At 70.2% G+C, this 25,407-nt stretch carries 20 protein-coding genes and 2 pseudogenes; 14 read left to right on the top strand and 8 right to left on the bottom strand.

Features of this window, described 5'->3' with window-relative positions:
- Positions 1-488: 488 nt before the first annotated feature.
- Together SCMU_RS05005 and SCMU_RS05000 are read right to left on the bottom strand one after the other, a co-directional pair.
- Positions 489-1,298 carry an IclR family transcriptional regulator gene (locus SCMU_RS05005; protein WP_229231929.1) on the bottom strand — a complete coding sequence of 270 codons (810 nt, stop codon included), beginning with the start codon at positions 1,296-1,298 and terminating at the stop codon, positions 489-491.
- Between the two features lie 230 nt (positions 1,299-1,528).
- Positions 1,529-2,200 (bottom strand): arsenate reductase/protein-tyrosine-phosphatase family protein, encoded by a 672-nt coding sequence (locus tag SCMU_RS05000; protein WP_229231928.1) that lies wholly within the window; start codon positions 2,198-2,200, stop codon positions 1,529-1,531.
- Positions 2,201-2,340: 140 nt separating this feature from the next.
- Between SCMU_RS05000 and SCMU_RS04995 the strand changes: the two genes are divergently transcribed.
- The 3 genes from SCMU_RS04995 to arsA are packed head-to-tail and all read left to right on the top strand — an operon-like array spanning position 2,341 to position 5,277.
- The gene (locus SCMU_RS04995) at positions 2,341-3,048 is read left to right on the top strand and encodes an aquaporin (protein ID WP_229231927.1); all 708 of its coding nucleotides are present in this window, start codon (positions 2,341-2,343) and stop codon (positions 3,046-3,048) included.
- The gene (locus SCMU_RS04990) at positions 3,045-3,455 is read left to right on the top strand and encodes an arsenate reductase ArsC (RefSeq protein WP_229231926.1); all 411 of its coding nucleotides are present in this window, start codon (positions 3,045-3,047) and stop codon (positions 3,453-3,455) included. Before SCMU_RS04995 ends, SCMU_RS04990 begins: the two co-directional genes overlap by 4 nt.
- A gap of 55 nt (positions 3,456-3,510) precedes the next feature.
- The gene (arsA, locus tag SCMU_RS04985) at positions 3,511-5,277 is read left to right on the top strand and encodes an arsenical pump-driving ATPase (RefSeq protein WP_443020218.1); all 1,767 of its coding nucleotides are present in this window, start codon (positions 3,511-3,513) and stop codon (positions 5,275-5,277) included.
- Positions 5,278-5,285: 8 nt separating this feature from the next.
- Here arsA and SCMU_RS04980 read toward each other — a convergent pair whose 3' ends face one another.
- On the bottom strand, positions 5,286-5,630 hold the full coding sequence (locus SCMU_RS04980) for an ArsR/SmtB family transcription factor (RefSeq protein WP_229231925.1): 345 nt from the start codon (positions 5,628-5,630) through the stop codon (positions 5,286-5,288).
- Between the two features lie 87 nt (positions 5,631-5,717).
- Here SCMU_RS04980 and SCMU_RS04975 point away from each other — a divergent pair, with 87 nt between their 5' ends.
- On the top strand, positions 5,718-7,079 hold the full coding sequence (locus SCMU_RS04975; RefSeq protein WP_229231924.1) for an FAD-dependent oxidoreductase: 1,362 nt from the start codon (positions 5,718-5,720) through the stop codon (positions 7,077-7,079).
- Positions 7,080-7,115: 36 nt separating this feature from the next.
- Here SCMU_RS04975 and SCMU_RS04970 read toward each other — a convergent pair whose 3' ends face one another.
- Positions 7,116-7,625 (bottom strand): DinB family protein, encoded by a 510-nt coding sequence (locus SCMU_RS04970; protein ID WP_229231923.1) that lies wholly within the window; start codon positions 7,623-7,625, stop codon positions 7,116-7,118.
- Between the two features lie 249 nt (positions 7,626-7,874).
- Here SCMU_RS04970 and chcC1 point away from each other — a divergent pair, with 249 nt between their 5' ends.
- From chcC1 to SCMU_RS04920, 10 genes are all read left to right on the top strand, one after another.
- Positions 7,875-9,599: a 4-oxocyclohexanecarboxylate 2-dehydrogenase gene (gene chcC1, locus SCMU_RS04965; RefSeq protein WP_229231922.1), complete on the top strand. Its 1,725-nt coding sequence runs from the start codon at positions 7,875-7,877 to the stop codon at positions 9,597-9,599.
- Positions 9,596-9,901 (top strand): Dabb family protein, encoded by a 306-nt coding sequence (locus SCMU_RS04960; RefSeq protein WP_229231921.1) that lies wholly within the window; start codon positions 9,596-9,598, stop codon positions 9,899-9,901. Before chcC1 ends, SCMU_RS04960 begins: the two co-directional genes overlap by 4 nt.
- On the top strand, positions 9,898-11,289 hold the full coding sequence (locus SCMU_RS04955) for an MFS transporter (RefSeq protein ID WP_229231920.1): 1,392 nt from the start codon (positions 9,898-9,900) through the stop codon (positions 11,287-11,289). Before SCMU_RS04960 ends, SCMU_RS04955 begins: the two co-directional genes overlap by 4 nt.
- Before the next feature lie 16 nt (positions 11,290-11,305).
- Positions 11,306-13,078 carry a 4-oxocyclohex-2-ene-1-carboxylate 5-dehydrogenase gene (chcC2, locus tag SCMU_RS04950; RefSeq protein ID WP_229231919.1) on the top strand — a complete coding sequence of 591 codons (1,773 nt, stop codon included), beginning with the start codon at positions 11,306-11,308 and terminating at the stop codon, positions 13,076-13,078.
- Positions 13,075-13,854 carry a trans-4-hydroxycyclohexanecarboxylate dehydrogenase gene (chcB1, locus tag SCMU_RS04945; protein ID WP_229231918.1) on the top strand — a complete coding sequence of 260 codons (780 nt, stop codon included), beginning with the start codon at positions 13,075-13,077 and terminating at the stop codon, positions 13,852-13,854. Before chcC2 ends, chcB1 begins: the two co-directional genes overlap by 4 nt.
- Positions 13,855-14,604 (top strand): cis-4-hydroxycyclohexanecarboxylate dehydrogenase, encoded by a 750-nt coding sequence (gene chcB2 / locus SCMU_RS04940; RefSeq protein WP_229231917.1) that lies wholly within the window; start codon positions 13,855-13,857, stop codon positions 14,602-14,604. It abuts the gene before it with no gap.
- Between the two features lie 2 nt (positions 14,605-14,606).
- Positions 14,607-15,395: an IclR family transcriptional regulator gene (locus tag SCMU_RS04935; protein WP_229231916.1), complete on the top strand. Its 789-nt coding sequence runs from the start codon at positions 14,607-14,609 to the stop codon at positions 15,393-15,395.
- A gap of 261 nt (positions 15,396-15,656) precedes the next feature.
- Positions 15,657-16,994: a cytochrome P450 gene (locus SCMU_RS04930; protein ID WP_229231915.1), complete on the top strand. Its 1,338-nt coding sequence runs from the start codon at positions 15,657-15,659 to the stop codon at positions 16,992-16,994.
- A complete protein-coding gene (locus SCMU_RS04925) occupies positions 16,987-18,291 on the top strand; it encodes an NAD(P)/FAD-dependent oxidoreductase (protein WP_229231914.1) in 1,305 nt (434 codons plus the stop codon). Before SCMU_RS04930 ends, SCMU_RS04925 begins: the two co-directional genes overlap by 8 nt.
- Before the next feature lie 56 nt (positions 18,292-18,347).
- Positions 18,348-18,668 (top strand): 2Fe-2S iron-sulfur cluster-binding protein, encoded by a 321-nt coding sequence (locus SCMU_RS04920; protein ID WP_229231913.1) that lies wholly within the window; start codon positions 18,348-18,350, stop codon positions 18,666-18,668.
- A 35-nt stretch (positions 18,669-18,703) separates the two neighbouring features.
- Here SCMU_RS04920 and SCMU_RS04915 read toward each other — a convergent pair.
- The 4 genes and pseudogenes from SCMU_RS04915 to SCMU_RS04900 all read right to left on the bottom strand — a co-directional run bounded on the left by SCMU_RS04915 (position 18,704) and on the right by SCMU_RS04900 (position 25,235).
- A pseudogene (locus SCMU_RS04915) lies at positions 18,704-20,742 on the bottom strand (ABC transporter ATP-binding protein).
- Entirely contained in the window at positions 20,739-22,505 is a 1,767-nt protein-coding gene (locus SCMU_RS04910; protein ID WP_229231912.1) for an ABC transporter ATP-binding protein, read from the bottom strand. Before SCMU_RS04910 ends, SCMU_RS04915 begins: the two are co-directional and overlap by 4 nt.
- A gap of 171 nt (positions 22,506-22,676) precedes the next feature.
- Positions 22,677-24,697, bottom strand: a pseudogene (locus tag SCMU_RS04905) (MFS transporter).
- A 16-nt stretch (positions 24,698-24,713) separates the two neighbouring features.
- Positions 24,714-25,235: a MarR family winged helix-turn-helix transcriptional regulator gene (locus SCMU_RS04900; RefSeq protein WP_229231911.1), complete on the bottom strand. Its 522-nt coding sequence runs from the start codon at positions 25,233-25,235 to the stop codon at positions 24,714-24,716.
- Between the last annotated feature and the right edge of the window lie 172 nt (positions 25,236-25,407).

The raw sequence follows: 25,407 nt of genomic DNA, 5'->3' as shown, positions 1-25,407 counted from the left end.
GGCCACCCTCGCTGTCAAGCTATGAAGGACGCGTTCTGAGACTCCGCAGGCAAGAGGCGACGGCCGGGCTCCGCCGGGCCGGGTATACCGTGGCTGCCAGCTGAACGGCAGGCGAGGACCGCGACGGTGCAGACCGCCACCGCCACGACGAGGCGCACCAGCTGACCGAGGTCCTGGCGGAGTTCGCCGATGGCCTTGCGGCGCAGTACTTCTTGGGCCACGGCGCCGAGTTCTGGTCGTGCCCACGATCGGTGGTTGAAAGCGGCAAGGACGTCTCCGCGTCCTTGCCGCTTTCAACCGGGTCAGCATGCAGGACTTCGACGCGTCCAGCGCTCCGAGCTGGGTACGGCCTCCAAGACCTAGGACACGGGCGGTGTCCTAGTTCCCACCGAGCACCGGGCCGGTGCGTTCCAGCGCGCGCTGACCCTCAAACGCAAGAAAACAGCAAATGGCACTGAGCCATTTTGGATCCGGGGCCATCGATGGTCCTAGCGCCGCGTGTAGCCCATGTTGGCGCTGACCTTGAGTCCGGCCTCCGTGAGCGTTTCCAGCAGGCCGGGGATCTTCTCGGGGTCGAATCGGAACGCGGGCCCCGAAATGCTGATGGCGCCCGTTACTTCGCCCTGATGGTTGTAGACGGGCACCGCCACTGCATTCAGGCCGATCTCGAACTCCTCCCGCACTACCGCGTACCCTTTGGCACCCACTTCGAGCAGCTGTGCATCCAGTTCTTTCCGGCTGGTGATGGTCTTGGCCGTGCGGGCCTTCAGTCCGGTCTCGTTCAGGATACGGTCCCGTTCATCAGCACCCAAGGCAGCCAAGAGCACCTTCCCGCTGGAGGTGGCGTGCAGCGGCGTCAGGCTTCCCACCCAGTCATACGTTGCCAGTGTGGAGGGGCCCATGGCTTGGTCCACATTGACGGCATAGTTGGACCGCAGGACGGCGAGGTTGACCGTTTCCTTGAACTCTTCGGCGAGGCTCTCCAGCACAGGCCGTGCCTCGTGGACCAGACTCAGCCGCCCTGGAATGGAGCTGGCCAGACGGAGGATCCCAAACCCGAGCTGGTACTTGCCGCGTTCGCTGTTCTGGTGGACCATCCCACGGCTTACCAGTGACCCCATCAGCCGAGAGACGGTGGACTTGTGGATCCCCATCTCCTCGGCGATCTCACTTACGCCCGCGTGCCCTTCCCGCGCCAGGATCTCCAGGACAGTCAGCGCACGCTCCACGGACTGCACTCCGCCGGACTGGCCGCCCTCAACGTCGGTATCTGATTCCGGTTCATTCTTAGGGGCCATACTTCATGATCCTATGCTGGGAATCGTGATGGCGGTGACAGTGCGCATAGCTTGGCAGCACTTGAGCACCCTTCCCGAATCGGTGGTAGCCGAGTCTGACAGCTGCTTCTACTCGTCCTGCTTTACGCCGACCGGCCTGATCGGCGTCCTCCAGCTGCCGTTCGAAGTCGAGCAGGTCGAGCCGGGCTCTCGTGCGCCCGGCATTGGGCGTGTCCGCAGCTCGGCCTCCCCTATGCGGCCGCGACGCGTCCCGAGAGGTCCCTGACCCGTTCGGAGAGCTCGCTGAACGCCGCCTCGAAGGCCGCCGGCGTCCCGATGGCGACGGGATCCGGCACGGACCAGTGGAGCCGGTCCGAGACGGGGAGCTCCTCGTGTGCCCGATCGCAGACTGCGACCAGCAGGTCCCCCAGTCTGGCCACCTGAGAAAGCTCCTCGGGCCGGGATCCCGCGAGGTCGAGCCCATGGCGTGCCGCGACATCGCGGGCGCCAGGGGCGAGACCCGCGGCCGGATGGGTTCCCGCTGACACGGAGGGCACGGGGCTCGCACGCCTCCAGAGCGCCTCGGCAAGCTGGCTGCGGGCCGAATTGGCGTAGCACACGAAGAGGACGCGGGGCACCTGGACCGTGGCGGCCGGGAGCAGCCCGGCCAACCCGTCCCGCTCGAGCTTGACGTAGCTGCGCCGGCGGTCCGCCTCCGAGCGGTGACGGCTGACCACGCCCGCCTCCTCGAGGGTTCGCAGATGATGCGAGAGAAGGTTGGACGCCATGCCGAGCTCAGCCTGCAGCTCGGCGGGAGACCGGTCCCCGAGCCCGAGGAGGTCAACAATCCGCAGGCGCGCGGGCTCGCCGAGGGCCGCATGCACCATCGCGCGGCCCTCCAGCGAACTTGACTCAACACTCATTGAGTCAAGTTTGACTGAGGCGATCCGGTTGACGCAAGCTGGTGACGCCGCACCGCAAGGGGTTGCCCAGGGGTCGGCCGCCTTCGCTGCCGTTCACGGAAACAGAGAGACATGAGTACATGCGTGTGATGGTTCTTGGAATGGAAGTGAGCCCGACGGCGCGTCGCGCTGCGGCGGAATTCGTCGGCACGGCCTTCCTCGTCATCGCGGTGGTCGGGTCGGGCATCATGGCCTCGCGGCTCTCCCCGGCGGACTCGGGCCTCGCGCTGCTGGAGAACAGCCTCGCTACCGGAGCCGCGCTCGTGGCCCTGATCGTCGCGCTCCAGCCCGTCTCGGCCTCCTTCAACCCTGTCGTGACCCTGGTCGAGAAGGCCCTCGGCCTCGTGGACTGGCGGACCGCCGGGGCACTAGTCGCGGCCCAGCTACTCGGGGGCCTGGCCGGGACCGTGCTCGCAAACCTGATGTTCGGACTGAATGCGGTGTCGGTCTCCGGGCATGAGCGCAGCGGCCCCGGGCTATGGCTGGGAGAGGTCATCGCGACCGTAGGCCTGCTGCTGGTCGTCTTCGGCACGGTCCGCTCGGGCAGGGCCGATCGGGTCGCGTTCGCCGTGGGCGGGTACATCGCCGCCGCCTACTGGTTCACGAGCTCGACCAGCTTCGCCAATCCCGCGGTGACCATCGCCCGCACCGTCACCGACACGTTCGCCGGGATCGCCCCGGCCTCGGCGCCGGGGTTCGTCCTGGCCCAGCTGGTCGGCGGGGCCCTCGGGCTCCTCCTCGTCCGCTTCCTCTACCCGTCCATCACCACCCGTGCCGCTGAGGCCGCCGACCGAGAGGTCCTCTCATGAACGACAAGCCCTCCGTCCTGTTCGTCTGCATCCACAACGCCGGCCGGTCCCAGATGGCCGCCGCCTACCTGAACCACCTCTCCGGTGGGCGCATCGAGGTCCGCTCGGCCGGATCCGCCCCCGCCGAGAGCGTCAACCCCGCCGCGGTCGAAGCAATGCTCGAGGAAGGCATCGACATCCGCGCCGAGAGGCCGAAGATCCTGACCACAAATGCTGTCAAGAACTCCGACGTCGTCATCACCATGGGCTGCGGCGACACCTGCCCGATCTTCCCCGGCAAGCGCTATGAAGACTGGGAGCTCGAGGACCCTGCAGGCAAGGGCGTCGACTCCGTCCGCCCCATCCGCGACGACATCAAGGCCCGCGTCGAGAACCTCATCGCCGAACTCCTTCCGGCGGGGCGCTGATCAACGCCTTCTCAACACCTTCGAGGACTTCCATGCGGGGCCGAGGATAGAGACCATGATGCGATTCCTCCAGAACCCTCCCCGGTTCCTCTTCTTCACCGGCAAGGGGGGCGTCGGCAAGACCTCCGTGGCGTGTGCCGCCGCGGTTCAGCTGGCCGGGGCCGGGATGCGGGTGCTGCTGGTCAGCACCGACCCGGCCTCCAACATCGGCCAGGTCTTCGGGCTGGCCATCGGCAACACGATCACCCAGATCCCAGCGGTCCCTGGCCTCTCGGCCCTGGAGATCGACCCCGAACAGGCCGCTGAGGCCTACCGCGAGCGCCTCGTGGCCCCCGTGCGCGGCGTCCTGTCCGAAGCGGAGGTCGCGGGCATCGTCGAGGGCCTGTCGGGCTCGTGCACGACGGAGGTTGCGGCCTTCGACGAGTTCACCGGCCTCCTCACCGACGACGCGGCCTACGGCGCGTACGACCACGTCCTGTTCGACACCGCGCCCACCGGCCACACCATCCGGCTGCTCCAGCTGCCGGGCTCCTGGACGGACTTCCTCGCCGCGGGCGGCCAGGCCTCATGCCTCGGCCCGATGTCGGGCCTGGACAAGCACCGCCAGACCTACGCCGACGCCGTCCGCGCCCTCACCGACCCGCACCGGACGCGGCTCGTGCTGGTGGCCCGGCCCCACGCCTCGGCCCTCACCGAGGCCGGACGAACCTTCGCCGAGCTCTCCGGGATCGGCATGGCCGCCGCCTACCTCGTGGTCAACGGCGTCCTTCCCGAGGCCGCCGGCAACGAACCGATTGCCGCGGCCCTGCGGGAACGCGAGGCTGCGGCCATGGCCGCCATCCCTGCCACGCTCGCCCGGCTGCCACGGGACACGGTGGACCTCAAGGCCGAGAACATCATGGGCAACGAGTCGCTGCGGACGTTCTTCGACCCACCCGCGCCGGCAGCAACCACATCAGGGCCGGGAGGGGATGCCCCGGTTCCGGCCGCCCCGCTGGCCGCGCTCGTGGACGAGATCGAGGCCGACGGCCACGGGCTCGTCATGTGCATGGGCAAGGGCGGCGTGGGGAAGACGACAGTCGCCGCCGCGGTCGCCATCGCCCTCGCCAAGCGCGGCCACGAGGTCCTGCTCACGACGACGGACCCGGCCGCGCACCTGGACATCACGCTCGCGGGCAGCACCGACCGCCTCGCCGTCGCCCGGATCGACCCCGACGACGCCCTCGAGCAGTACCGGACCCGGGTCATGGCGACCAAAGGCCGCGGCCTCGACGACGAGGCAAGGGCGGCCCTGGCCGAGGATCTCCAGTCCCCGTGCACCGCGGAGGTCGCGGTGTTCCAGCAGTTCTCCCGGGCCGTGCATGACGCCCGGCGCAGGTTCGTCGTGATGGACACGGCCCCCACCGGACACACCCTCCTGCTCCTGGACGCGGCGGGCTCGTACCACCGGGACGTGAGCCGGCAGATGGGCGAGGGCGGCGCTGGCTACATCACCCCGCTCATGCGCCTGCGGGACCCCGCCCAGACGAAGGTCGTCCTCATCACCCTCGCCGAGACGACCCCGGTGCTCGAGGCGGCCGCGCTCCAGCAGGACCTCGAACGGGCCGGGATCCATCCGTGGGCATGGGTGGTCAACGGCTCGATCGCCGCCGCCCGTCCCGAGTCTGCCTTCCTCCGCGCACGTGCAGGCAGCGAGGCTCCCCAGATCGCGCGGGTACAGGAGCTCGCGGACCGGATCGCCCTCCTGCCCCTCCTGCCCCAGGAGCCGGTGGGCATCGACCGGCTTGCCGCCCTCACAGAGCCCGGCGCGCAACCGGCCTGACCTGCCGTCTACATCCGGCGCAACGCCGTCGCCGCGGCGTCGAGGGCGCCCTCGGCAAGGGCATAGTAGGCCCATCGGCCACGCTGCTCGCGGGTGACCAACCCGGCCTCCGCGAGGAGCTTCATGTGGTGCGACACGGTGCCCTGCGACAGGCCCACTGGACCGATGAGGTCGCACACGCAGCTCTCCCCCGACTCCGCTCCCGCGATGAGCGAGAGCAACCGGACGCGGGCCGGATCCCCTAGGGCCTTGAACACGCGCGCGAGCCGCTCGATGTCCTCGTCGCTCAAGGCGGAGGGGATGCCCGGAAGGCAGCACGGGGCCTCCACCGGGGCCACTGCAGGGACGTTCATCGGACCAGCATCCCATACGTATTGACATCTGTCGATGCATCGATGAGCATCAATTCATTGATATCCGTCGATCATAGCGAGGCCCCCATGAGCACCTCCCCCCTCCCTGTCGCCGTCATCGGCGCCGGACCGGTCGGCCTCGCCGCAGCCGCCCACCTCCTCGAGCGCGGCCTGGAGCCGCTCATCCTGGAGGCGGGGCACGCCGTCGGGGCATCCATGAGGGAGTGGGGCCACGTCCGGGTCTTTTCGCCGTGGCGCTACAACCTCGACGCCGCCGCGGTCCGCCTCCTCGAGAGGCACCACTGGCAGGCGCCAGAGCCCGAAGCCCTCCCGCTCGCGGCCGATATCGTCTCGGACTACCTCGGGCCCCTCGCCGCCACGGACGAGCTCGCGGACCGGATCATCCTCGGTGCGCGCGTCACCGCGGTCACCCGCCGGGGCCTGGACAAGGGGCGGAGCATCGGCCGGGAGGCTGCGCCGTTCCTGCTCCGTTACACGGCCCCGGACGGCACGGAGCATGAGGTCCTGGCAGCGGCGGTGGTCGACGCCTCCGGCACCTGGCAGACGCGGGCACCGCTGGGCACGTCCGGCCTGTCCGCCATCGGCGAGGACGCCGCAGAATCGGCCGGCTTCCTCACCAGCCCGCTCCCCGATGTCACCGGCGATGGGTTCCCCGGGCGCCGCACCCTCGTCATCGGGGCCGGCCACTCCGCCGCCAACACGGTGCTGGCACTGGCCGAGCTCGCGCGGACGACCCCGGGTACGGAAGTCCTCTGGGCCATTCGGGCAGGCTCCCCGGTGCGGGCCTACGGCGGCGGGGCCGACGACGAGCTCCCCGCCCGCGGCCAGCTCGGCACCCGCCTGCACGAGGCCGTCGACTCCGGCGCGGTGCAGCTCATCACCGGCTTCCGCACCGAGCGCCTCGAACCCCTCGACGGGCCCGCGCTCCGGGTGCGCTCCGACGACGGCCGGGCCCTCGTCGTCGACCGGCTGGTCCCCGCCACAGGGTTCCGCCCCGACCTCTCGATCCTGTCCGAGCTGCGCCTCGACCTCGACCCCGCCGTGGACGCGCCGCGGAAGCTCGGCCCGCTCATCGACCCCGACTTCCACTCCTGCGGGACCGTCGAGCCCCACGGTGCAAGCGTCCTCTCCCATCCGGAGGAGGGCTTCTACGTCGTCGGGATGAAGTCCTACGGTCGTGCCCCGACCTTCCTCATGGCCACAGGCTACGAGCAGGTCCGCTCCGTCGCCGCAGCCCTCGCCGGCGATACCGAGGCAGCCAACGCCGTCGAGCTGGAGCTCCCCGCGACCGGGGTCTGCTCGACCGACGCCGCGTTCGGCGCAGGCGACGGCGGCGGATCCTGCTGCGGCGGTCCGGCGCCCGTCCCAGTGTCGATCGGCTTCCCGACGGGCCTCCAGCACGGCCGAACAGGGGCGGGAGCACGCTGACCACCGCCCACCCGGCCGGCGGCGAGCGGAGGGCGCTCAGTCCGGCAGGGTGGACAGGGTCAGCTGGCCGCGGTGGTGCCGGTAGTGCTTCGGCGCCCACTCGAGGATGCCCCTGCGGTCCATCCAGTCGGAGAAGTAGGGGTCCCACGACGGCGGCACGGACATGCCCCGTGCCAGCGCCCCGGGGCCGGCACGGTCGTACCAGTTGACGATCACCCGCGTGGTCCGGTCCATCATGCGCCCCATCGCGCCGACCCCGAGGACGCGCGCCCCGGCCACCGCCCCGGCCCAGTTCACCCAGTCGTACGGGCCGGTGCAGGCCTCCAGTGCCGCACTCCAGGCACGCGAGGCAGCCGGCGGCAGCCGCGAGAACGCCCCGAAGAGCGGAATGGACGTGAGCGCGATGTTCTGGCCGAGCACCATGTGAAACAGCAGCTGACGGTTCGTCCACCGCGTCCCCCGGGTCGGCGCGCCCAACTCGGACGCCTGCACCGTGCCGACGATGAGCCCGAAGTCCTCGGCGATCCAGAGCAGGTCTCGACGCACTGGATCCTCTGAGGCGTCAGGGCCCGGTCCTGCCACCACTGCCTCGCACCTCCGATCCGCCGTCCGTCCAAGGATCCGACGGCGACCGCAGCGATGACAACCCACTGGGTCCGACCGTCGGACGCGCTCGGACATCCGCGCGCTCGATGCGAGGAAACTTCCCGATCATCGGGAAGGTGTGATCCGCGAGACATCCTCCGATGGGACTCTCGATTCCAGCCAGTTCATCCGGCTCGAAGGAGAGTCATCATGGAATACCTCGTTGGAACCCCACGCAGCACGTACGACGTCGTCGTGCTCGGCTCGGGCGCGGGAGCCCTCACCGCAGCGGCCACCGCGGCGCGCGCCGGCAAGTCCGTCGTCGTCCTCGAGAAGGCGAGCCTCCTCGGGGGCACGAGCGCCATCTCCGGCGGCATGCTCTGGATCGCCGCGAACCACCACGCCCGCGAGGCGGGCTTCGAGGACACGGCGGACGCCGCGCTCGAGTACGTCCGTGCCGTCTCGCGGGGCCGCGCCCGCGAGGAGCTCCTCGCCGCCGCCGTGACCCGCGGCGACTCCATGCTGCGCTTCCTCGAGCACGAGCTCGGCGTCACGTTCATCTACCTCGACAACTTCCCCGACTACCGCCAGGACCTCCCGGGCGCAGTGGACGGGGGCCGCACGATCGAGCCCGAGCTGGCCAACATCGCCGACCTGCTCGGCGACCTCGCCGACCGCGTCCGCTCCGACGGCCGCGCGCCTTTCACGATGCAGGAATACGAGGACTGGGGCGCCTTCACCCGGTTCCCCTGGGACGAGCTCGACGCCCGGGCCAAGGCGGGACTCGTCGCGAAGGGCCGCGCGCTCGTCGCCATGCTGCTCGCTGCCGCGATCCGCGAGGGCGCGCACGTGGCCGTCGAGGCCCGCGGCGAACGGCTCATCTACAGCGGTCAGGGGGCCGACGACGGCGGGCGCGTCACCGGCGTCGTGCTCGCGTCCGGCGAGCGGATCGACGCGACGGAGGCCGTGGTCATCGCGACCGGCGGATTCGAGTGGGACCACTCACTGGCCGACTCGATGCTCGCGAGCCGCCTCTACACGATGTGCTCCCCGCCCACCAACGAGGGCGACGGCCTGCGCATGGCGCAGCGGATCGGCGCCCAGACCCGCGGCACCCGCGAGGCATGGTGGGCGCCCATGTCCATCACCGGCGATACCCGCGACGGCAGGCCGATCGGCACGCTCCTGCGCTTCGAGCGCCAGGGCCCGGGCTCGATCATGGTCAACCGGCACGGGAAGCGCTTCGCGAACGAGTCCCAGAACTACAACGACCTGGCCCGCTGCCTGCAGTCGTGGGACTCCCCTGCCAACACGACGCTCAACACGCCGGCGCACGTGGTCTTCGACCAGTCCTACCTCGAGCGGTACGGGGTCCTGTCCCACCGCGCGGGCGAGCCGACCCCGGACTACCTCATCGAGGGCGCGACCCTGCCCGAGCTCGCGGCGAAGATCGGCGTCCCGGCGGAGAACCTCGTCGCGACCGTCGAGCGCTTCAACGCGTTCGCCGTCACAGGCGAGGACCCCGACTTCCACCGCGGACAGACCGCCTACGACAAGTACTGGGGCGACGCCGACAACGTCTGGCCGAACCCGTCCCTCGGCCCGCTCGAGCAAGGCCCGTTCTACGCCCTCGAGGTGGTCAACGGCGCGTTCGGCACGAACGGCGGCATCGCGACCGACGGCGCCGCGCGGGTGCTCGACGTCGACGGCGCACCGATCGCAGGCCTGTTCGCCGTGGGCAACGCGACCGAGAGCGCCTACGCCGCGGGCTACCCCGGCGCCGGCGCGACCCTCGGCCCGCTCATGACCATGGGCTACCTCGCCGGCCGCACGATCGCAGGGCAAGCCGCGGGGTACGACGACGGTGCTGCCGCCGCCTCGGCGGCTGAGCTCACCGACCTCGCGGAGCCAGTGCTCGCGGAGGCCGCCCGATGATCCGCCACGCCGTCCTGTTCAAGTTCAAGCCGGACTTCCCGGCCGACCAGCGCGAGGCCTGGACCTCGGGGCTGGACCGCATGCGCGGCAACATCCCCGGGCTGATCGCCCTCACGCACGGGCCCGACGCGATCCGCTCCGAGCGGGCCTTCGACTACGCGATCGTCGCGGACTTCGAGTCCGTGGCCGACATCGAGGTGTACAACACCCATCCCCTGCACGAACCGCTGAAGGAGTACTCCTTCCCGAACAGCGAGCAGATCCTCTCCGTCGACTTCGAGATCCCCAAGGACACCCCATGAGCAGTGTCGCTCGTACCACCCAGGCCGGCCACGCGGCGTCGTCCGCCGACTCCGCCGGTGCCGGCAACCACCGCAAGACCCCGGGCAAGGCGGCCCTCGCCTCGTTCCTCGGCTCCACGCTCGAGTACTACGACTTCTTCATCTACGGCACGGCCGCGGCGCTCGTGTTCCCGTCGCTGTTCTTCCCGGCCGACAATCCGACCGCGGGGCTCGTCGCCGCGTTCGCGACGTTCGGCGTAGCGTACGTGGCCCGCCCGCTCGGCGGGATGGTCATGGGCCACTTCGGCGACCGCCTCGGCCGGCGCAACGTGCTCCTCGTGACGCTCTCGCTCATGGGCCTGGCCTCCCTCGGCATCGGCTTCCTCCCGACATACGACTCGGTGGGACTCCTCGCCCCCGTGCTCCTGACCCTCGGCCGCCTCCTGCAGGGCTTCTCGGCCGGCGCCGAGTCCGCGGGCGCCTCGACGCTCACGCTCGAGCACTCTCCGGAGGGTCGCCGGGGCTTCTTCACCTCGTTCGTCATGGCCGGCTACGCGTCCGGCATGGTCCTCGCGACCCTCGTGTTCGTCCCCATCACGGCCCTGCCGAAGGCCGACCTCATGGCCTGGGGCTGGCGCGTGCCGTTCTGGTGCTCGGTCGTGGTCCTCGCCATCGCCTACTGGGTCCGCACTCATCTGGAAGAGACGCCGGTCTTCGAGGAGACGAAGGACGAGACGCGCGCCGCGGGAACAGCCCGCAAGCTACCTCTCGGCCAGGTGCTGCGCTACCAGGCGGCGGACGTGGTGCGCGTCCTGTTCATGTCCATCTTCTCGGTCATGCAGACCATCTTCACGGTCTTCGGCCTCTCCTACGCGACGGCCCATGGGGGCCTCGACAAGGGCGCGATCCTCACGATCAACGCCGTGACGATCGGCCTGTCGATGCTGGTGATGCCCACCGTCGCCGCGCTCTCCGACAGGATCGGCCGCAAGCCGCTCATGATCACCGCAATGGTCGGGAGCACGGCAGCACTGTTCGCGTACTTCTGGGCGCTCGGCACCGGCAACCTCGTCCTCGTGTTCCTCGTGAGCTTCGCTTTCATGACCGTCCTCTACTCGGGCTTCAACGGCGTCTGGCCGGGCTTCTTCGCCGAGCTCTTCGCGGCCCCGGTCCGCTACTCCGGCATGGCGCTGGGCAACCAGCTCGGCCTGCTCGTGGCCGGCTTCGGGCCGATGATCGGCGGCCTGCTCATGACCTCGGGCCCCGCCGGCTGGGTCCCGGTGGCCGTCTTCGGCGCGGCCTGCGCGCTCGCCGCGGTGATCGCCGTCGTGAGCTCCCGCGAGACGGCCCGCACCCCCATCGACGAGCTCGGCGAGCCCTACCTGGCCGCGACGAACCGCGGCAACTGAAACAAGACCCGAAAGCATGGAACACACCGTGAAGCAGAACAAGACCATTGCCTGCGACGTCCTCGTCGTCGGGTCCGGGGCCGCGGGCATGGCGGCCGCCCTCAAGGCCGCGAGCCAGGGCCTGAGCGTGATCGTCGCCGAGAAGGAGCAGTACTTCGGCGGCACGACGGCGATCTCCGCCGGCTGGGCGTGGGTGCCCGGCAACCGCGTGGGGACGGCCGCCGGGGATACGCGCGAGGAGGTCGAGACCTACCTCAAGAACCTCGCCCCCGACACGTACAACGCCGACGGCGTCGCGCAGTTCCTGGACACCGTCCCCGAGGCGCTGGACTTCTTCGAGCGGGAGACCGACGTCGAGTTCGTCTACCCCGAGAAGGCGCCCGACTACCAGATGGACCTCCCGGGCGCGCGGCTCGGGGGCCGCGCCATCCTGCCCAAGGACACGGACGCCCGGATCCTCGGCGACAAGCGCCTGCTCATGCAGCCGTACATGTCCTCCTACACGGTCTTCGGATACATGCCGCAGGTGGGCCCGGACATCAACGAGTTCTTCCACGTGAACCAGTCGGTGAAGTCGTTCGTGTACGTCGCGAAGAAGCTCCTGCGCACGTGGTTCGACGCCGCCCGCTACCGCCGCCCCGTGCTCCGCTCGAACGGCAATGCCCTCATGACGCTCATGGTCAAGAGCGCCTACGACGCCGGCGTGCGCATGTGGAAGTCCTCGCCCGTGCTCGAGCTCACCAGGGGGGACGACGGCGCGGTCACCGGCGCGGTCACCGGCGGCGAGCACCCCGCACGCGTCGAGGCCAAGCTCGGCGTCATCCTCGCCGCCGGCGGCTTCTCGGGCAACACCGAGCTGCGCAAGAAGTACTTCCCGCACGACGCCGCCGGCGACGACCACTTCACGCCGACCGTGGGGCACGGCGGCGACGCCGCCACGATGACCCTCGCGGCCGGCGGCCGCATCGACGACGCCGTCTCCTCCGTGGGCTCGTGGGCGCCCGTGACCGTGTTCCGCTTCCGCGACGGCCGCCAGCGGCTCTTCCCGCACCTGCGTGCGATCGGCCTGCCGGGCCTCATCGCGGTGGACCGCCACGGGAAGCGGTTCGGCAACGAGGCCCTCAGCTACCACGACTTCGGCGGGCGGATGATCGCCCACAACGCCGGCGAGGACAAGACGTTCGGCTGGGTCATCGCCGACGAGAAGACGATGCACAAGTACGGCATCGGCTACGCCAAGCCGTGGCCCATGCCGCGCGGCTACTTCTACAAGATGGGGTACCTGGTCAAGGGGAACACCCTCGAGGAGCTCGCGGACAGGATCGGCGTCGACGCCGCGGGCCTCACGCAGACCGTGGCCGAGTTCAACGTGGGCGCGCGGGCCGGCGAGGACCCGGCCTTCGGACGGGGCTCGACCGAGTACAACCACTTCCGCGGTGACATGGAGCACAAGCCCAACCCCAACCTCGCTCCCCTGGACAAGGGCCCGTACTACGCGGCCAAGATCCAGATGGGCGATCTGGGCACGTTCGCGGGCATCGCCGTCGACTCCGACAACCTGGTGGTGACCGAGGAGGGCACCCCGATCCCCGGCCTCCTCGCGGTCGGCGCCGCCGCGCGCAGCGTGTTCGGCGGCGGGTACCCGGGATACGGCTCGCACATCGGCGCGGCGCTCGTGTTCGGGTACCGGGCCGGGCGGGACGTGGCTCGCCTCGCGTCGGCGAGGGAGAACGGGCGCGGCATTGGCCGGCCCGCCTCCGCCTCGGTCGCCGAGGAGGCCGCGCGATGAGCCGTGTGTCCGACCGGGTCGCCGAGAAGGTCGCGCTGATCTCCGGCGCGGCCCGGGGCATGGGCGCCTCGCACGCGCAGGTCCTCGCGGCGCACGGCGCGAACGTCGTCATCGCGGACCTGCTCGAGGACGAGGGGCGGGCCCTCGCGGAGAAGATCAACGCCGAGTTCAACACCGGGATCGGCCGCGACGTGGCCCTCTTCGTCCACCTCGATGTCACCGACTACGAGAGCTGGACCGCGGCGGTGGGTGCCGCCGTCGAGCGCTTCGGGACGCTCGACGTCCTCGTCAACAACGCCGGGATCTTCACACGCGGAAGCGTCGAGGACGCGGACGTCGACGAGTGGCGCCGCACGATCGAGATCGACCTGACCGGCAACTTCCTCGGCATGAAGGCCGCCGTGCCGGCCATGAAGGCCGCGGGCGGGTCGATCATCAACATCTCCTCGATCGCGGGGCTCGTCGGGTTCAAGAACCGCGCGGCGTACGCGGCCGCGAAGTGGGGCGTCCAGGGGCTCACCAAGACGAGCGCCATGGACCTCGGCCCGTACAACATCCGGGTCAACTCGGTGCATCCTGGCTCGGTCAAGACGCCGATGACCGCCGGGCTGAAGCGCGGCTTCGGGCAGATCCCGCTCGGCCGCGACGCCGAGACGCAGGAGATCTCGGACCTGATCCTGTTCCTCGCCTCGGACGAGTCGAGCTTCATGACCGGGGCGAACCTCGCGATCGACGGCGGCGAGACGGCCGGGAACAACCTGCGCCAGGACGCGTAGGTGGGCGAGGCGTTCGCCGAGCGGGTAGCGGTGGTGACCGGAGCGGCGTCGGGCATCGGGGCCGCGACGGCGCGACTGCTCGCCGAGCGGGGCGCCGCCGTCGTGATCGGGGACGTCGCGGAGGGCGCGGACGACGTCGCGCGCGCCCTCCGCGACGCCGGTCACCGCGCGCTGTGGGTGCGCACCGACGTGACGGACGAGGACTCGGTGGCCGCGCTCATGGACCGCGCGGCTGCCGAGTTCGGCTCGCTCGACGTGCTCGTGGCCAACGCCGGGATCGCCGAGCCGAAGGCGCCGCTGCACGAACTCGACGTCGCCGCGTGGCGCCGCGTGATCGAGATCGACCTGACCGGCGTGGCGCTGTGCGGCAAGCACGCTCTGCGGCACATGTCCGCAGCCGGGTCCGGGGCGATCGTGAACGTCTCCTCGATCCTGGGCGCCGTGGGGCAGGCGAACAGCTCCTCCTACTCGGCGGCGAAGGCCGGTGTCGCGAACCTGACCCGATCCGCGGCCGTGACGTACGCGGCGAGCGGCATCCGGGTCAACGCCGTCGCGCCCGGGTACGCGGACACGCCGCTCGTGGCGGGGCTGCCCGCCGACGTGCGGGCCACGATGGCCGCGAGGCAGCCGATCGGGCGGCTGGCGCGGCCCGAGGAAGTTGCCGAGGCGATCGCGTTCCTCGCCTCGGACGCTGCCTCGTTCGTCGTGGGCGCAATCCTCGCCGTCGACGGCGGCTACACTGCCGTCTAACCATGGCCGAACCCACGCGTGACTCCATCATCAGCCGGGTGGTGCGGATCCTCAGCTGCTTTGACCGCAGCACGTCGGCCCTGAGCCTGAGCAGCCTCGCCCGGCGCTCAGGGCTGCCGCTCACCACCACGCACCGGCTCGCCGACGAGCTGCTCCGCCACGGGCTGCTCGAGCGCGACTCCGCCGGCGACCTCCGGCCCGGCCTTCGCATGTGGGAGCTCGCGAACCGCGCCTCGCATGCGCTGACGCTGCGTGAGGCCTGCCTGCCGTTCATGGAGGACGTCCAGGCCGCGGTCCACCACCATGTCACGCTCGCCGTGCTCGACCGCGGCAGCGCCCTGTACGTCGAGCGGCTCTCCGCGCCCGAGTCGCCGCTCGACGCCGCCAACATCGCCCAGCGCATGCAGCTGCATGCGTCATCGAGCGGGCTCGTCCTCCTCGCGTTCTCCGAGGCCGCAGTCCAGGCCCGGGCCCTCGAGGGGCCGCTCGAGAAGGTCACGCCCGAGACGGTCACCGACCCGGCCGCGCTGCGCCGCACGCTCGCCGACATCCGCCAGAAGGGGTTCGCCGCGCCGCCCGGAATCGGGCGCACCGAGTGGATCGGCGTGGCCGTGCCCGTGTTCGGTCCCGAGCGGACGGCCGAGGGGCCCGTGATCGCGGCCGCCCTCAACGCGATCGTCCCGCGCACGGACGCGGACGTCGTGCCGCGCGTCGTCGTTGCCCTCACGACGGCGGCCCACGGCGCCTCCCGCGCCCTCCGCGGCACGTCCGGCCAGCCGGCGACCCCTTAGCCCGGCCGCGCCGAGGAGTCACGCCTGCGTAAGTGACTTCTCGACCTTGCGGATGTGGCTCGTCGAGCGATCGACGCGCGGTGGCCGCGACCAATTCTTCCGACTACCGGAAGGGGGCCTGTGATCGTTTCCGAAGTCGGGACAGACTCTATGCAACGACGTGATCAGCGTCACGGGACGCGGTGCAGCAGCCGCTCCCGACGTCCCCTTGAAACCGCACCGCGTGCAATGCCGCACGCCTGCGGCCGGAAGGAGGTCATCATGACCATTACCTGCCCCTTCACCGGAGTGGCGGCCGACGCCGCCGGTGACGCCCCCAGCGCCGGCGGCCAGACCGCCGTCGTGCGCGCCGAAACGCCCCAGCTGCCGCCCTACTCCCACGAGCTCGACTGGCCCGAGGGCCTCGAGCCGTTCAAGGTCGTCGATGACGGCAGCCAGGGCGACCCGTACAACCACTACCGCTGGATGCTCGAGAATGCGCCGGTGCTGCGGGCGGCGTCGCCGGTCTCGGACGTGTGGTTCATCTCCCGGTTCGAGGACGTCCGCAAGGCGCTCCGGGCGCCGAAGGTCTTCTCCTCGGAGGTGGTCAAGCCGGTCCCGCTCACGTTCCTGACGCTCATGGACTCGCCGGACCACGGACGGCTGCGCCAGATCGTTGCGAAGGCGTTCACGCCCAAGGCGATCAGCCTCTTCGAGGACCGCATCCGGGAAACGGCGGAGCAGCTCCTCGACGGGCTCATAGCGCGCGGCGGCGGGGACGTCGTCGAGGACTACGCGATCCCGCTGAGCATGTCCACGATCAGCGCCCTGCTCGACGTGCCGGCCGAGGACTTCGAGAAGATGAAGTTCTGGTCCGACGAGACGTTCAGCTACTTCGGCCGCCTCGCGCGCAACGCGCCGGGCACCGGCACGGACGAGGAGAGCGCGCACGCGTTCTTCGCGTACCTCAAGGACACGATGGAGCGCCTCCACGCGGAGGGCAACGAGTCCGTGGGCGGGCACATCGCACGCATGTGGAAGGAGGGGCAGCTCTCCGAGAAGGAGGCCAAGGAGCTGTGCGCGTTCGTGTTCATCGCCGGGCACGACACGACGACGATCCTGCTCGCCAACGCGTTCCGCGTCGTCGCCGAGCAGCCGGCCCTCCTGGACCGCCTCCACGCCGAGCCCGCGGACGCCGAGGCATTCGTCGAGGAGCTTGCCCGCTACCGGGGCACGGTGCAGCGGGTCTCTCGGATCACGACCGAGGAGGTCGAGGTCGCGGGGGTGACCCTTCCGAAGGGCGCGATCGTGCGCCTCATGCCCGCCGCCGCCAACCACGACGCCGCGAAGTACCCGAACCCCAGCGTGTTCGACATCGACCGCGACACCACCGGCCACCTCGGGTTCGGCCACGGCGTGCACGCGTGCCTCGGCGCGCCGCTCGCGCGGCTCGAGACGCGCGTGACAGCCGAGCTCCTGGGCCGCCGCCTCGCGCACGCCGCCCTGGACCCCGCGCACCCCATCGAGTACGTGCGCGGCAACAACCTGACCAACTCGGGACCCGAGCGCCTCGTCGTGACGCTCACGGCCCGCAACACCCCGGAGGGACACCATGAGTGAGACCGCACAGCCCACACCACCCGCCGTGGTCATCGTCGGGTCCGGCCATGCCGGCGTCGGCGTCGCCGCAGGCCTGCGCTCGCGCGGATGGGAGGGCAGGATCGTCCTGGTCGACGCCGAGGGGCAGCTGCCCTACGAGCGCCCGCCGCTGTCGAAGGACCTCCTCGCTCCCGGCGCGCCGGCCGAGCCCGTGCCGATGCGCAAGGCCTCGTGGTTCGAGTCCCGCGGGATCGAGCGGGTCCAGGGGACCGCCGCCTCAATCGACCGCGGCCGCCGTGAGGTGCGGCTCGCGGACGGCCGGGCGCTTCCCTACGCGAAGCTCGTCCTCGCCACCGGCTCGACGCCGCGCCGCCTCACCGTTCCTGGCTCCGACCTCGACGGCGTCCTCATGCTCAAGACCCTCCCGGACGCTCGGCGCCTCGCGGCCGAGCTCGCGCCGGACCCAGCCACCGAGGCCGCGGCGCGGCACGTCGTCGTCATCGGCGCGGGTTACATCGGGCTCGAGGTCGCCGCCGCGGCGGCCAAGCGCGGCTGCTCGGTCACGGTGCTCGAGTTCCAGGACCGGGTCATGAGCCGCGTGACGAGCGCGCCCGTCTCGCGCTTCTTCGAGGACCGGCATCGCGCGGCCGGCGTCGAGTTCCGCTTCGGGGCCGCCGTCACCGCGATCGAGGGCCCCACCTCCCCCGACGGCACCGGCCGCGTCAAATGGGTCGTGACCGCCGACGGCGCGCGGCACCGCGCCGACGTCGTCATCGCCGGGATCGGGGTGGTCCCCGAGCAGGGGCTCGCGGCCGAGGCCGGGCTCGAGGTCTCGGACGGAATCCTCGTCAACGCCGCGGGCCGGACCTCCGACCCGGACATCTACGCAGCTGGCGACGCCACCCGGTTCGCGAGCCTGTACGACGGCGCGAGCCAGCGCCTCGAGTGCATCCAGAACGCGCGGGCCCAGGCCGAGGCCATCGCCGCGGACATCACCGGCCACGAGCCGACAGCGCCGGAGGTGCCGTGGTTCTGGACCGTCCAGCACGGCGTCCGGCTGCAGACCGCAGGAGTCCGGCACCCGGACGACGAGGTGGTGCTGCGAGGCGATCCCGAGAGCGGGAAGTTCTCGGTCGTCTACCTGCGAGCGGGGCGGATCGCCGCCGTCGACACGGTCGGCTCGCTCGCCGACTTCAACGCCGGCAAGCGGCTCGTGGCCCGGCGCGCCGTCCTCGACGCGAACCTCGCGGCCGACCCGGCCCTCCCGCTCGACCAGGCCGCTGTCCTCGCCGAGGAGTCCCTCGAGCCCGCCCTCTGAGCGGCCGCTCTCCCCGGCCCGCCCTCCCCTCCCGACCACACCGAAAGGCCACCGACATGCCCACGACCATTACCGCCGTCGACCGCGACGGCGCCCAGCACTCCCTGATCTGGGATGAGGACCAGACGCTCATGGAGGTCCTCCGGGACAACGACCTGCCAGTCCTCGCCTCGTGCGGGGGCACCGCCTCGTGCGCGACGTGCCACGTGTTCCTCGAGGAGCCCATCGCCGCGCGCCTCGGCGAGCGCAGCGAGGACGAGGCCGAGCTCCTGGCCGACGCCGAGGGGTTCCGTGAGTGCGGCTCGCGCCTCTCGTGCCAGATCGAGCACGACGCCGCGTTGGACGGCATCCGCGTGGAGCTCGCCCCCGAGGGATAACTCCGACGGAGGGTGAGCGGCGGTCCCCCTGAGCGTCAGGTGCGGGGGGCCGCTCCCGCCGAGGCCGCCGCCTCCTCCGCCTCGAAGTCGATGCCGCCCGCGAACTGGCTCATGTAGAGCCGGTGGTAGGCGCCGGCGCGCTCAAGGAGCTCCTCGTGGCGGCCCTGCTCGACGATCTTGCCGTTCTCCATCACCAGGATCGTGTCCGCGTCCCTGATCGTGGAGAGCCGGTGGGCGATCACGAACGAGGTGCGGTCCGTGCGCAGCGCGGCCATCGCCTTCTGGACGAGCAGCTCCGTGCGGGTGTCCACCGACGAGGTGGCCTCGTCGAGTATGAGCAGCGAGGGGTTGGACACGAAGGCGCGGGCGATCGTGATGAGCTGCTTCTCGCCGGCCGCGATGTTGGTTCCCTCCTCGTCGATGACGGTCTGGTAGCCGTCCGGCAGGGAGCGGACGAACCTGTCCACGTAGGTGGCCCTGGCCGCGGCCATGACCTGCTCCTCGGTCGCGTCGAGGTTGCCGTAGCGGATGTTGTCGTAGATCGTCCCGCCGAAGAGCCACGCGTCCTGGAGGACCATTCCCACCTTCGAGCGGAGCTCGGCGCGGGACAGATCCCGGATGTCCACGCCGTCCAGGAGGATCCGGCCGGACTGGATCTCGTAGAACCGCATCACGAGGTTCACGAGCGTGGTCTTCCCGGCGCCGGTCGGGCCGACGATCGCCACGGTGTGGCCGGGCTCGGCCGTGAGCGAGAGGTCCTCGATGAGCGGCTTGTCCTCGGAGTAGGAGAACGAGACGTGCTCGAAGTCCACGTGGCCGTCCGTGACCGCCGGCAGATGTGCCGTGGCGGTCTCCGGTTGCTGCTCGTCGGCGTCGAGCAGCTCGAACACGCGCTCGGCGGAGGCGACGCCGGACTGGAGCATGTTGGCCATGCCGGCGATCTGCCCGAGCGGCTGGGTGAACTGCCGGGAGTACTGGATGAACGCGGTCGCGTCGCCGAGGGTCATCTGGCCGGCGGCGACACGCAGGCCGCCGACGACGGCGATGCCCACGTAGGCGAGGTAGCTGATCCAGTTCATGATCGGGAACATCATGCCGGAGACGAACTGTGCACCGAACGAGGCCTTGTAGAGCTCGTCGTTCTTGCGGTTGAAGCCGTCCACCATGTCCTCGCCGCGGCCGAAGAGGATCGCGAGCTCGTGCCGGAGAAGGACTCCTCGATGTGCCCGTTGAGGATGCCCGTGTCCCGCCACTGTGCCTGGAACAGCTTCTGGCTCCGCGCGCCGATCACGCCGGTCACCACCGCGGAGAGGGGCAGCGCGACGAGCGCGATGAGGGCGAGCTCCCACGAGACGATGAACATCATCACGATGATGCCGAGCACCTGCAGGATCGAGGACAGCAGCTGGGAGAACGCCTGCTGGAGGGCCTGCTGGACGTTATCCACGTCATTCGTCACCCGCGAGAGCAGGTCGCCGCGCTGGCGCGTGTCGAAGTAGCCGAGTGGGAGCCGATTGAGCTTTGCCTCGACATCACGGCGGAGCCGGTAGACGATCCGCATGACCACGCGGTTGAGGATGAAGCCCTGAGCCCACATGAACAGGCTCGCCACGAAGTACATGACGAGGATGATGGCGATGATCAGGGTCAGCTCGTTGAAATCGATGCCCTGTCCGGGCACGAGGTTCATGGCCGAGAGCATGTCCGCGAAGTTGTTCTGGCCCTGGGCGCGGAGGCCCTCGATGACCTGGTCCTTCGTGACCCCGGCGGGCATCTGCTTGCCGATCACCCCGGCGAAGATGATGTCCATGGCCCGGCCCATGATCTTCGGTGCGATCACCGACAGGACCACCGAGACGATGATGAACGCGACGACCACGGCCATCCAGCCCATCTCGGGCCGGATGAGTCCGGCGAGCCGCAGCGCGCTGGCGCGGAAGTTCTTCGCCTTCCGGGTGGGCATCTGCTGGCCGAAGCCGCCGCCGGATCTGGGCGTCTCGGTCTCCTCGAGCTCCTCGTCAGGGGCCGCAGGCGCGTGTGCCTTGTCCGGCGCCTGTGCCTTGTCCTGGCTCATGCCGGCTCCCCCGTTCCCGCGCCCGCGGCGCTGGCTACTTCTTCTGCGCTGATCTGCGACTGGACGATCTCCTGGTAGGTCGGCGAAGTCTCGAGGAGCTCGGCATGGGTGCCGCGATCCACGATCTTGCCGTCGTCGAGGACCAGGATCTGGTCGGCGCCGATGATCGTGGAGACACGCTGGGCGACGACGATCACGGTCGCCTCGCGCGTGTGCTCCCTGAGGGCATGGCGGAGCCGGGCCTCGGTCTCGACGTCGAGAGCGGAGAAGGAGTCGTCGAACAGGTACACCTTGGGATCGGCGACGACGGCGCGCGCGATGCACAGCCGCTGCCGCTGGCCGCCGGAGACGTTTGTCCCGCCCTGCGAGATGGGCGATTCGAGCCCGTTCTCCTTGGCTCGGACGAACTCGGCGCCCTGGGCGACCTCGAGCGCCTGCCACAGCTGCGCGTCGGGGGCGGACTCGTCCCCGAAGCGGAGGTTGTGCGCAACGGTCCCGGAGAACAGGTAGGGGCGCTGGGGCACCATGGACACTCGCGAGGTGATCTCGGTCCGTGGCATCTGGGCGACAGGCACGCCGTCGAGCAGCACCTCGCCCTCCGCGGCGTCGTAGAGGCGCGGGACGAGGTTGAGCAGCGTCGTCTTGCCCGAGCCCGTCGAGCCCACGATCGCCACCGTCTGCCCGGGCCGCGCCGTGAACGAGATCCCGCTGAGCACCGGGGCCTCCGCGCCGGGGTAGGCGAAGGAGACGTTGCGGAACTCCACGACGCCCTCGGACCGCTCGGGAACCACGGGCTGCTCGGGATCGTGCATGGAGTCCTCGGCCTTGAACACCTCGCCGATGCGGTCGGCGCACACGGACGCGCGCGGGATCATCATCGCCATGAAGGTGCCCATCATGACGGCCATGAGGATCTGCAGGAGGTACTGCATGAACGCGGTCAGGGAGCCGACCTGCATGTCCCCGCTGTCCACGCGGTGGCCGCCGAAGAACAGCACGGCGGCGGTGGCCGCCTGGAGCAGGAGCATGATGATCGGGAACATGAGCACGAAGATCTGCCCGACCTTGAGGGAGATGTCCGTGAGGGACTTGTTCGCCTCGGCGAAGCGGTCCTCCTCGAAGCGCTCCCGCACGAAAGCGCGGACCACGCGAATGCCGATGATCTGCTCGCGCAGCACGCCGTTGATGCTGTCGATGCGGCCCTGCATCTTCCGAAACAGAGGCATGAGCAGGTACACGAGGAACCCGACCACGGCGAAGAGGACACCCACGGAGACCCACACGAGCCACGACAGGCCGGCGTCCTCGTTGAGGGCCATGATGATGCCGCCCACGCACATGATGGGCGCGGAGACCATGAAGTTCAGGCCCATGAGCATGACCATCTGGACCTGCTGGACGTCATTGGTGCCGCGCGTGATGAGGGTCGGCGCGCCGAACCGCTGGAGGTCCTGCGCCGAGAACGAGGTCACCTTGCGGAACACGCCCTCGCGCAGGTCGCGGCCGAACGCCATGGCGGTCTTCGAGCCGAAGTAGACGGCGGCGATCGCGGTGACCACCTGGGCCAGCGCGATTCCCAGCATGAGGGCGCCCTGACGCCAGATGTAGTCCGTGTCGCCCTTCGCGACGCCCTGGTCGATGATCTGGGCGTTGATGCTGGGCAGGTACAGCGTCGCGATGGTGGTCGCGAGCTGGAAGACGACCACGGCGAGGATCCATGGCCAGTAGCGGGCGCTGTAGCGCCGGATGAGAGTGAGGAGCATCGACGTCCTTCGAGTCTTGGGCCCCACGGGGTGCCGAAAGGGGCGTGTCAAGCGTAGGCCCGTGGAGCTCCGCGGTGCATCAGTCTTGAGGACTAATCGGGCAGCCTGCGGACAGGCGATGTCCGCAGGCTGCCCGATGCTCCTCGGCGGGTCGACGCCGCCGGCATCCGGTCAGTTCGCGCTGTGCCGTCCGCGCGTCGCGAGGTAGAGCGCGGCCTCCTTCTGGAGCTGACGCTCGGCAGCGAGCTCGGCCTGGATCTGGGCGAGCTGGGCGGCCGTCTCCGCCTGCGCCTTGGCCGTCTGTCCCTGCTCCGCGGCGATCCGCTGCTGCGCCTCGAGCTGGTCCGCGACGCGGGAGAACAACTGGCCGAGCTGGACCTGCTGCGCGGCGAGGAGCCGCTGCGTCTCGTGGAGCGGGGCGAGATCCGGTGACCCGGCCGGGCGGGCGTCCGCCGCGTCGGCGAGCAGCAGTTGGAGCTCGCTGTCCAGCTCCGATGCGTGCTGGGGCACGGAGAGGGCCTCCCGGATCGCGGCGCGGCTCACCGTGCGGTCGGTGAGGGCGGACGACGGCGAGCCGGTCGCCGCGGGCGAGGACGCGCCGTCGTGCGGCGGAGCCACCACAGCAAGGGTGCCGGTGCGGGCGGCGCCCTCCTCCACGCCGTTCTCCACGGCGGCCTGGGCGCCCGCGGTGGGCTTGACGATGTCCACGGTGCGGCGCAGCGGGACCTCCTTGATGAACAGGACCGCGAGCAGGGATGCGACCGCGATCACGGCGGCGATGAAGAACACCTCCGCGGTCGCATCGCCGAACGCGCCGCGGACGATGTCCGCGATCGGCGCCGGCATGTCCTTGAGGTCCATGCTGCCGCCGGCCGAACCCGCCGGAGCGTTGATGCCGTGGTCGGCGAGGCCCTGTGTGACGAGGTCACCCGAGCGGTTGCTCAGGACCGCGCCGAGGACCGAGACACCGATGGCGCCGAAGACCGAGCGGAAGAACGCGACCGTGGAGCTGGCCGTGCCGATGTCCGTGGCGCGGACCGTGTTCTGGACGCCGAGCACGAGGTTCTGCATGGTCATGCCCAGGCCCGTGCCGAGCACGAACGTGTACAGGCCCGTGAGCCACAGGTCGGTGCTGTGGTCGATCGTGCCGAGCAGGCCCAGGCTCATGATCGTCAGGATCGAGCCGAGGATGAGGTACCGCTTCCACTTGCCGTGGCGGGAAATGAGCTGGCCGGAGACGACCGAGCCGAGGAAGTTGCCCGCGATCATCGGCAGAGTCAGCAGGCCCGCCTCGGTCGGGGTGGCGCCGCGGGCCACCTGGAAGTACTGCCCGAGGTAAGAGGACGAGGCGAACATCGCCACACCCACGGCGCCGGACGCGATGATGCTGAGCGTCGTCGTGCGGTTCGCCACGATCTTGAGCGGGATGATCGGCATCGCGACGCGGGACTCCACGATCACGAGGAGGATGAGGCCAAGGACCGAGCCGCCCACCATCGCGGCGGTCTGCCAGCTCCACCAGTCGTAGTAGTCGGCCTTGCCTGCGAACGAGACCCAGATGAGGAGCGTGGAGACGGACGCGGTGAGCAGGATCGAGCCGAGCCAGTCGATCTTCGCGACGCGCTTGACGTGTTTGATCTTCAGCGTGACCTGGATGAGGATCAGCGCGACGACGGCGAGCGGGACGCAGACGAAGAACGTCCAGCGCCAGCCCAGCGGCGAGTCCACGATGAACCCGCCCAGGAGCGGGCCGCCGGCCGTGCCGACCGCCATGACGGCGCCCATGTAGCCGTTGTACTTGCCGCGATCGCGGGGCGGGATCATCGTGCCATGATCGCCATCGCCATCGCGGTGAGGCCGCCCATCGCAACGCCCTGGACCACGCGGGCCCCGATGAGCCACGGGATGTTCTGCGCGAACCCGGCCAAGACCGAACCTGCCACGAACACCACGATGTTCAGCTGCGTGAGGAACTTCTTGTCGAAGAGGTCCGAGAGCTTGCCCCAGATGGGGGTGGTGACGGCGTTGGCGAGCAGGGCGGCCGTGATGACCCACGCGAAGTCGGTCTGCGTGCCTTTGAGGTCCGCCATGATCGTGGGCAGCGCGTTCGCGACGATCGTCGAGGAGAGAATCGCGGTGAAGAATGCTGCGAGGAGGCCGGTGAGGGCCTCGAGGATCTGCTTGTGGCTCATCTGCGGAGCCGCGGCCTCAGCGGGCTGCAAGGGCTTCCTCCTGGTTCTGTGGGGTCTGCGGTGCCGGAGAGGTCTCCGGGGAAGGGGTGGGGCGCATGCGATGCGCGCCGGTACGGAGGGCGTCCGAGAGCTGGCCGATCGCCATGACCGCCTCGGCGGCCTGGCCCTCGTCCCATCCCTCGAGGTAGCTCTGGAGCCGCGCGATGCGATGCTCCTCGATCTCCCCGAGGACGGTGACGCCGGCCTCCGTGAGGGCCACGAGCTGGGCGCGGCGGTCATCAGGGTCCCGGCGCCGCTCGACGAACCCCAGGCCCTCGAGTTCCGCGAGGTGCCGGCTGAGCACCGGCGCGCTCACGCCGAGCTTGCCGGCGAGGTCGACGGCGCGGCCGCCGTGCTCGGCGATCATGCGCATCACGCCCTGGGACGCGACGCCGAGGTCGCCGTGCTTGAGCTCGGTGGTCGAGAGGCAGCGGATCACCCGCTGCAGGTCGAAGACGCGGTGGATGAGTTCGCGTGCGGTGCCGGGATCGACAGGCATGGCCTCTCCTGAGAATTGATTGCTTGTCACAACTATACATGCAATGGTTGCTTGTGCAAACTAATTCGCTAGGTGACCTTAGTAACACGAGGTGACCTTAGAAACACGTGGCGCGGCGGCGCCGTCGTGCGCGAACGACGTCTGGGGGTCACCTTCTGACGCGAAGGTTCCG

It is taken from the genome of Sinomonas cyclohexanicum, from assembly GCF_020886775.1.
In the GTDB taxonomy this organism is placed as follows: Bacteria; Actinomycetota; Actinomycetes; order Actinomycetales; family Micrococcaceae; genus Sinomonas; species Sinomonas cyclohexanicum.
This window is presented reverse-complemented; position numbering and strand designations above follow the sequence as displayed.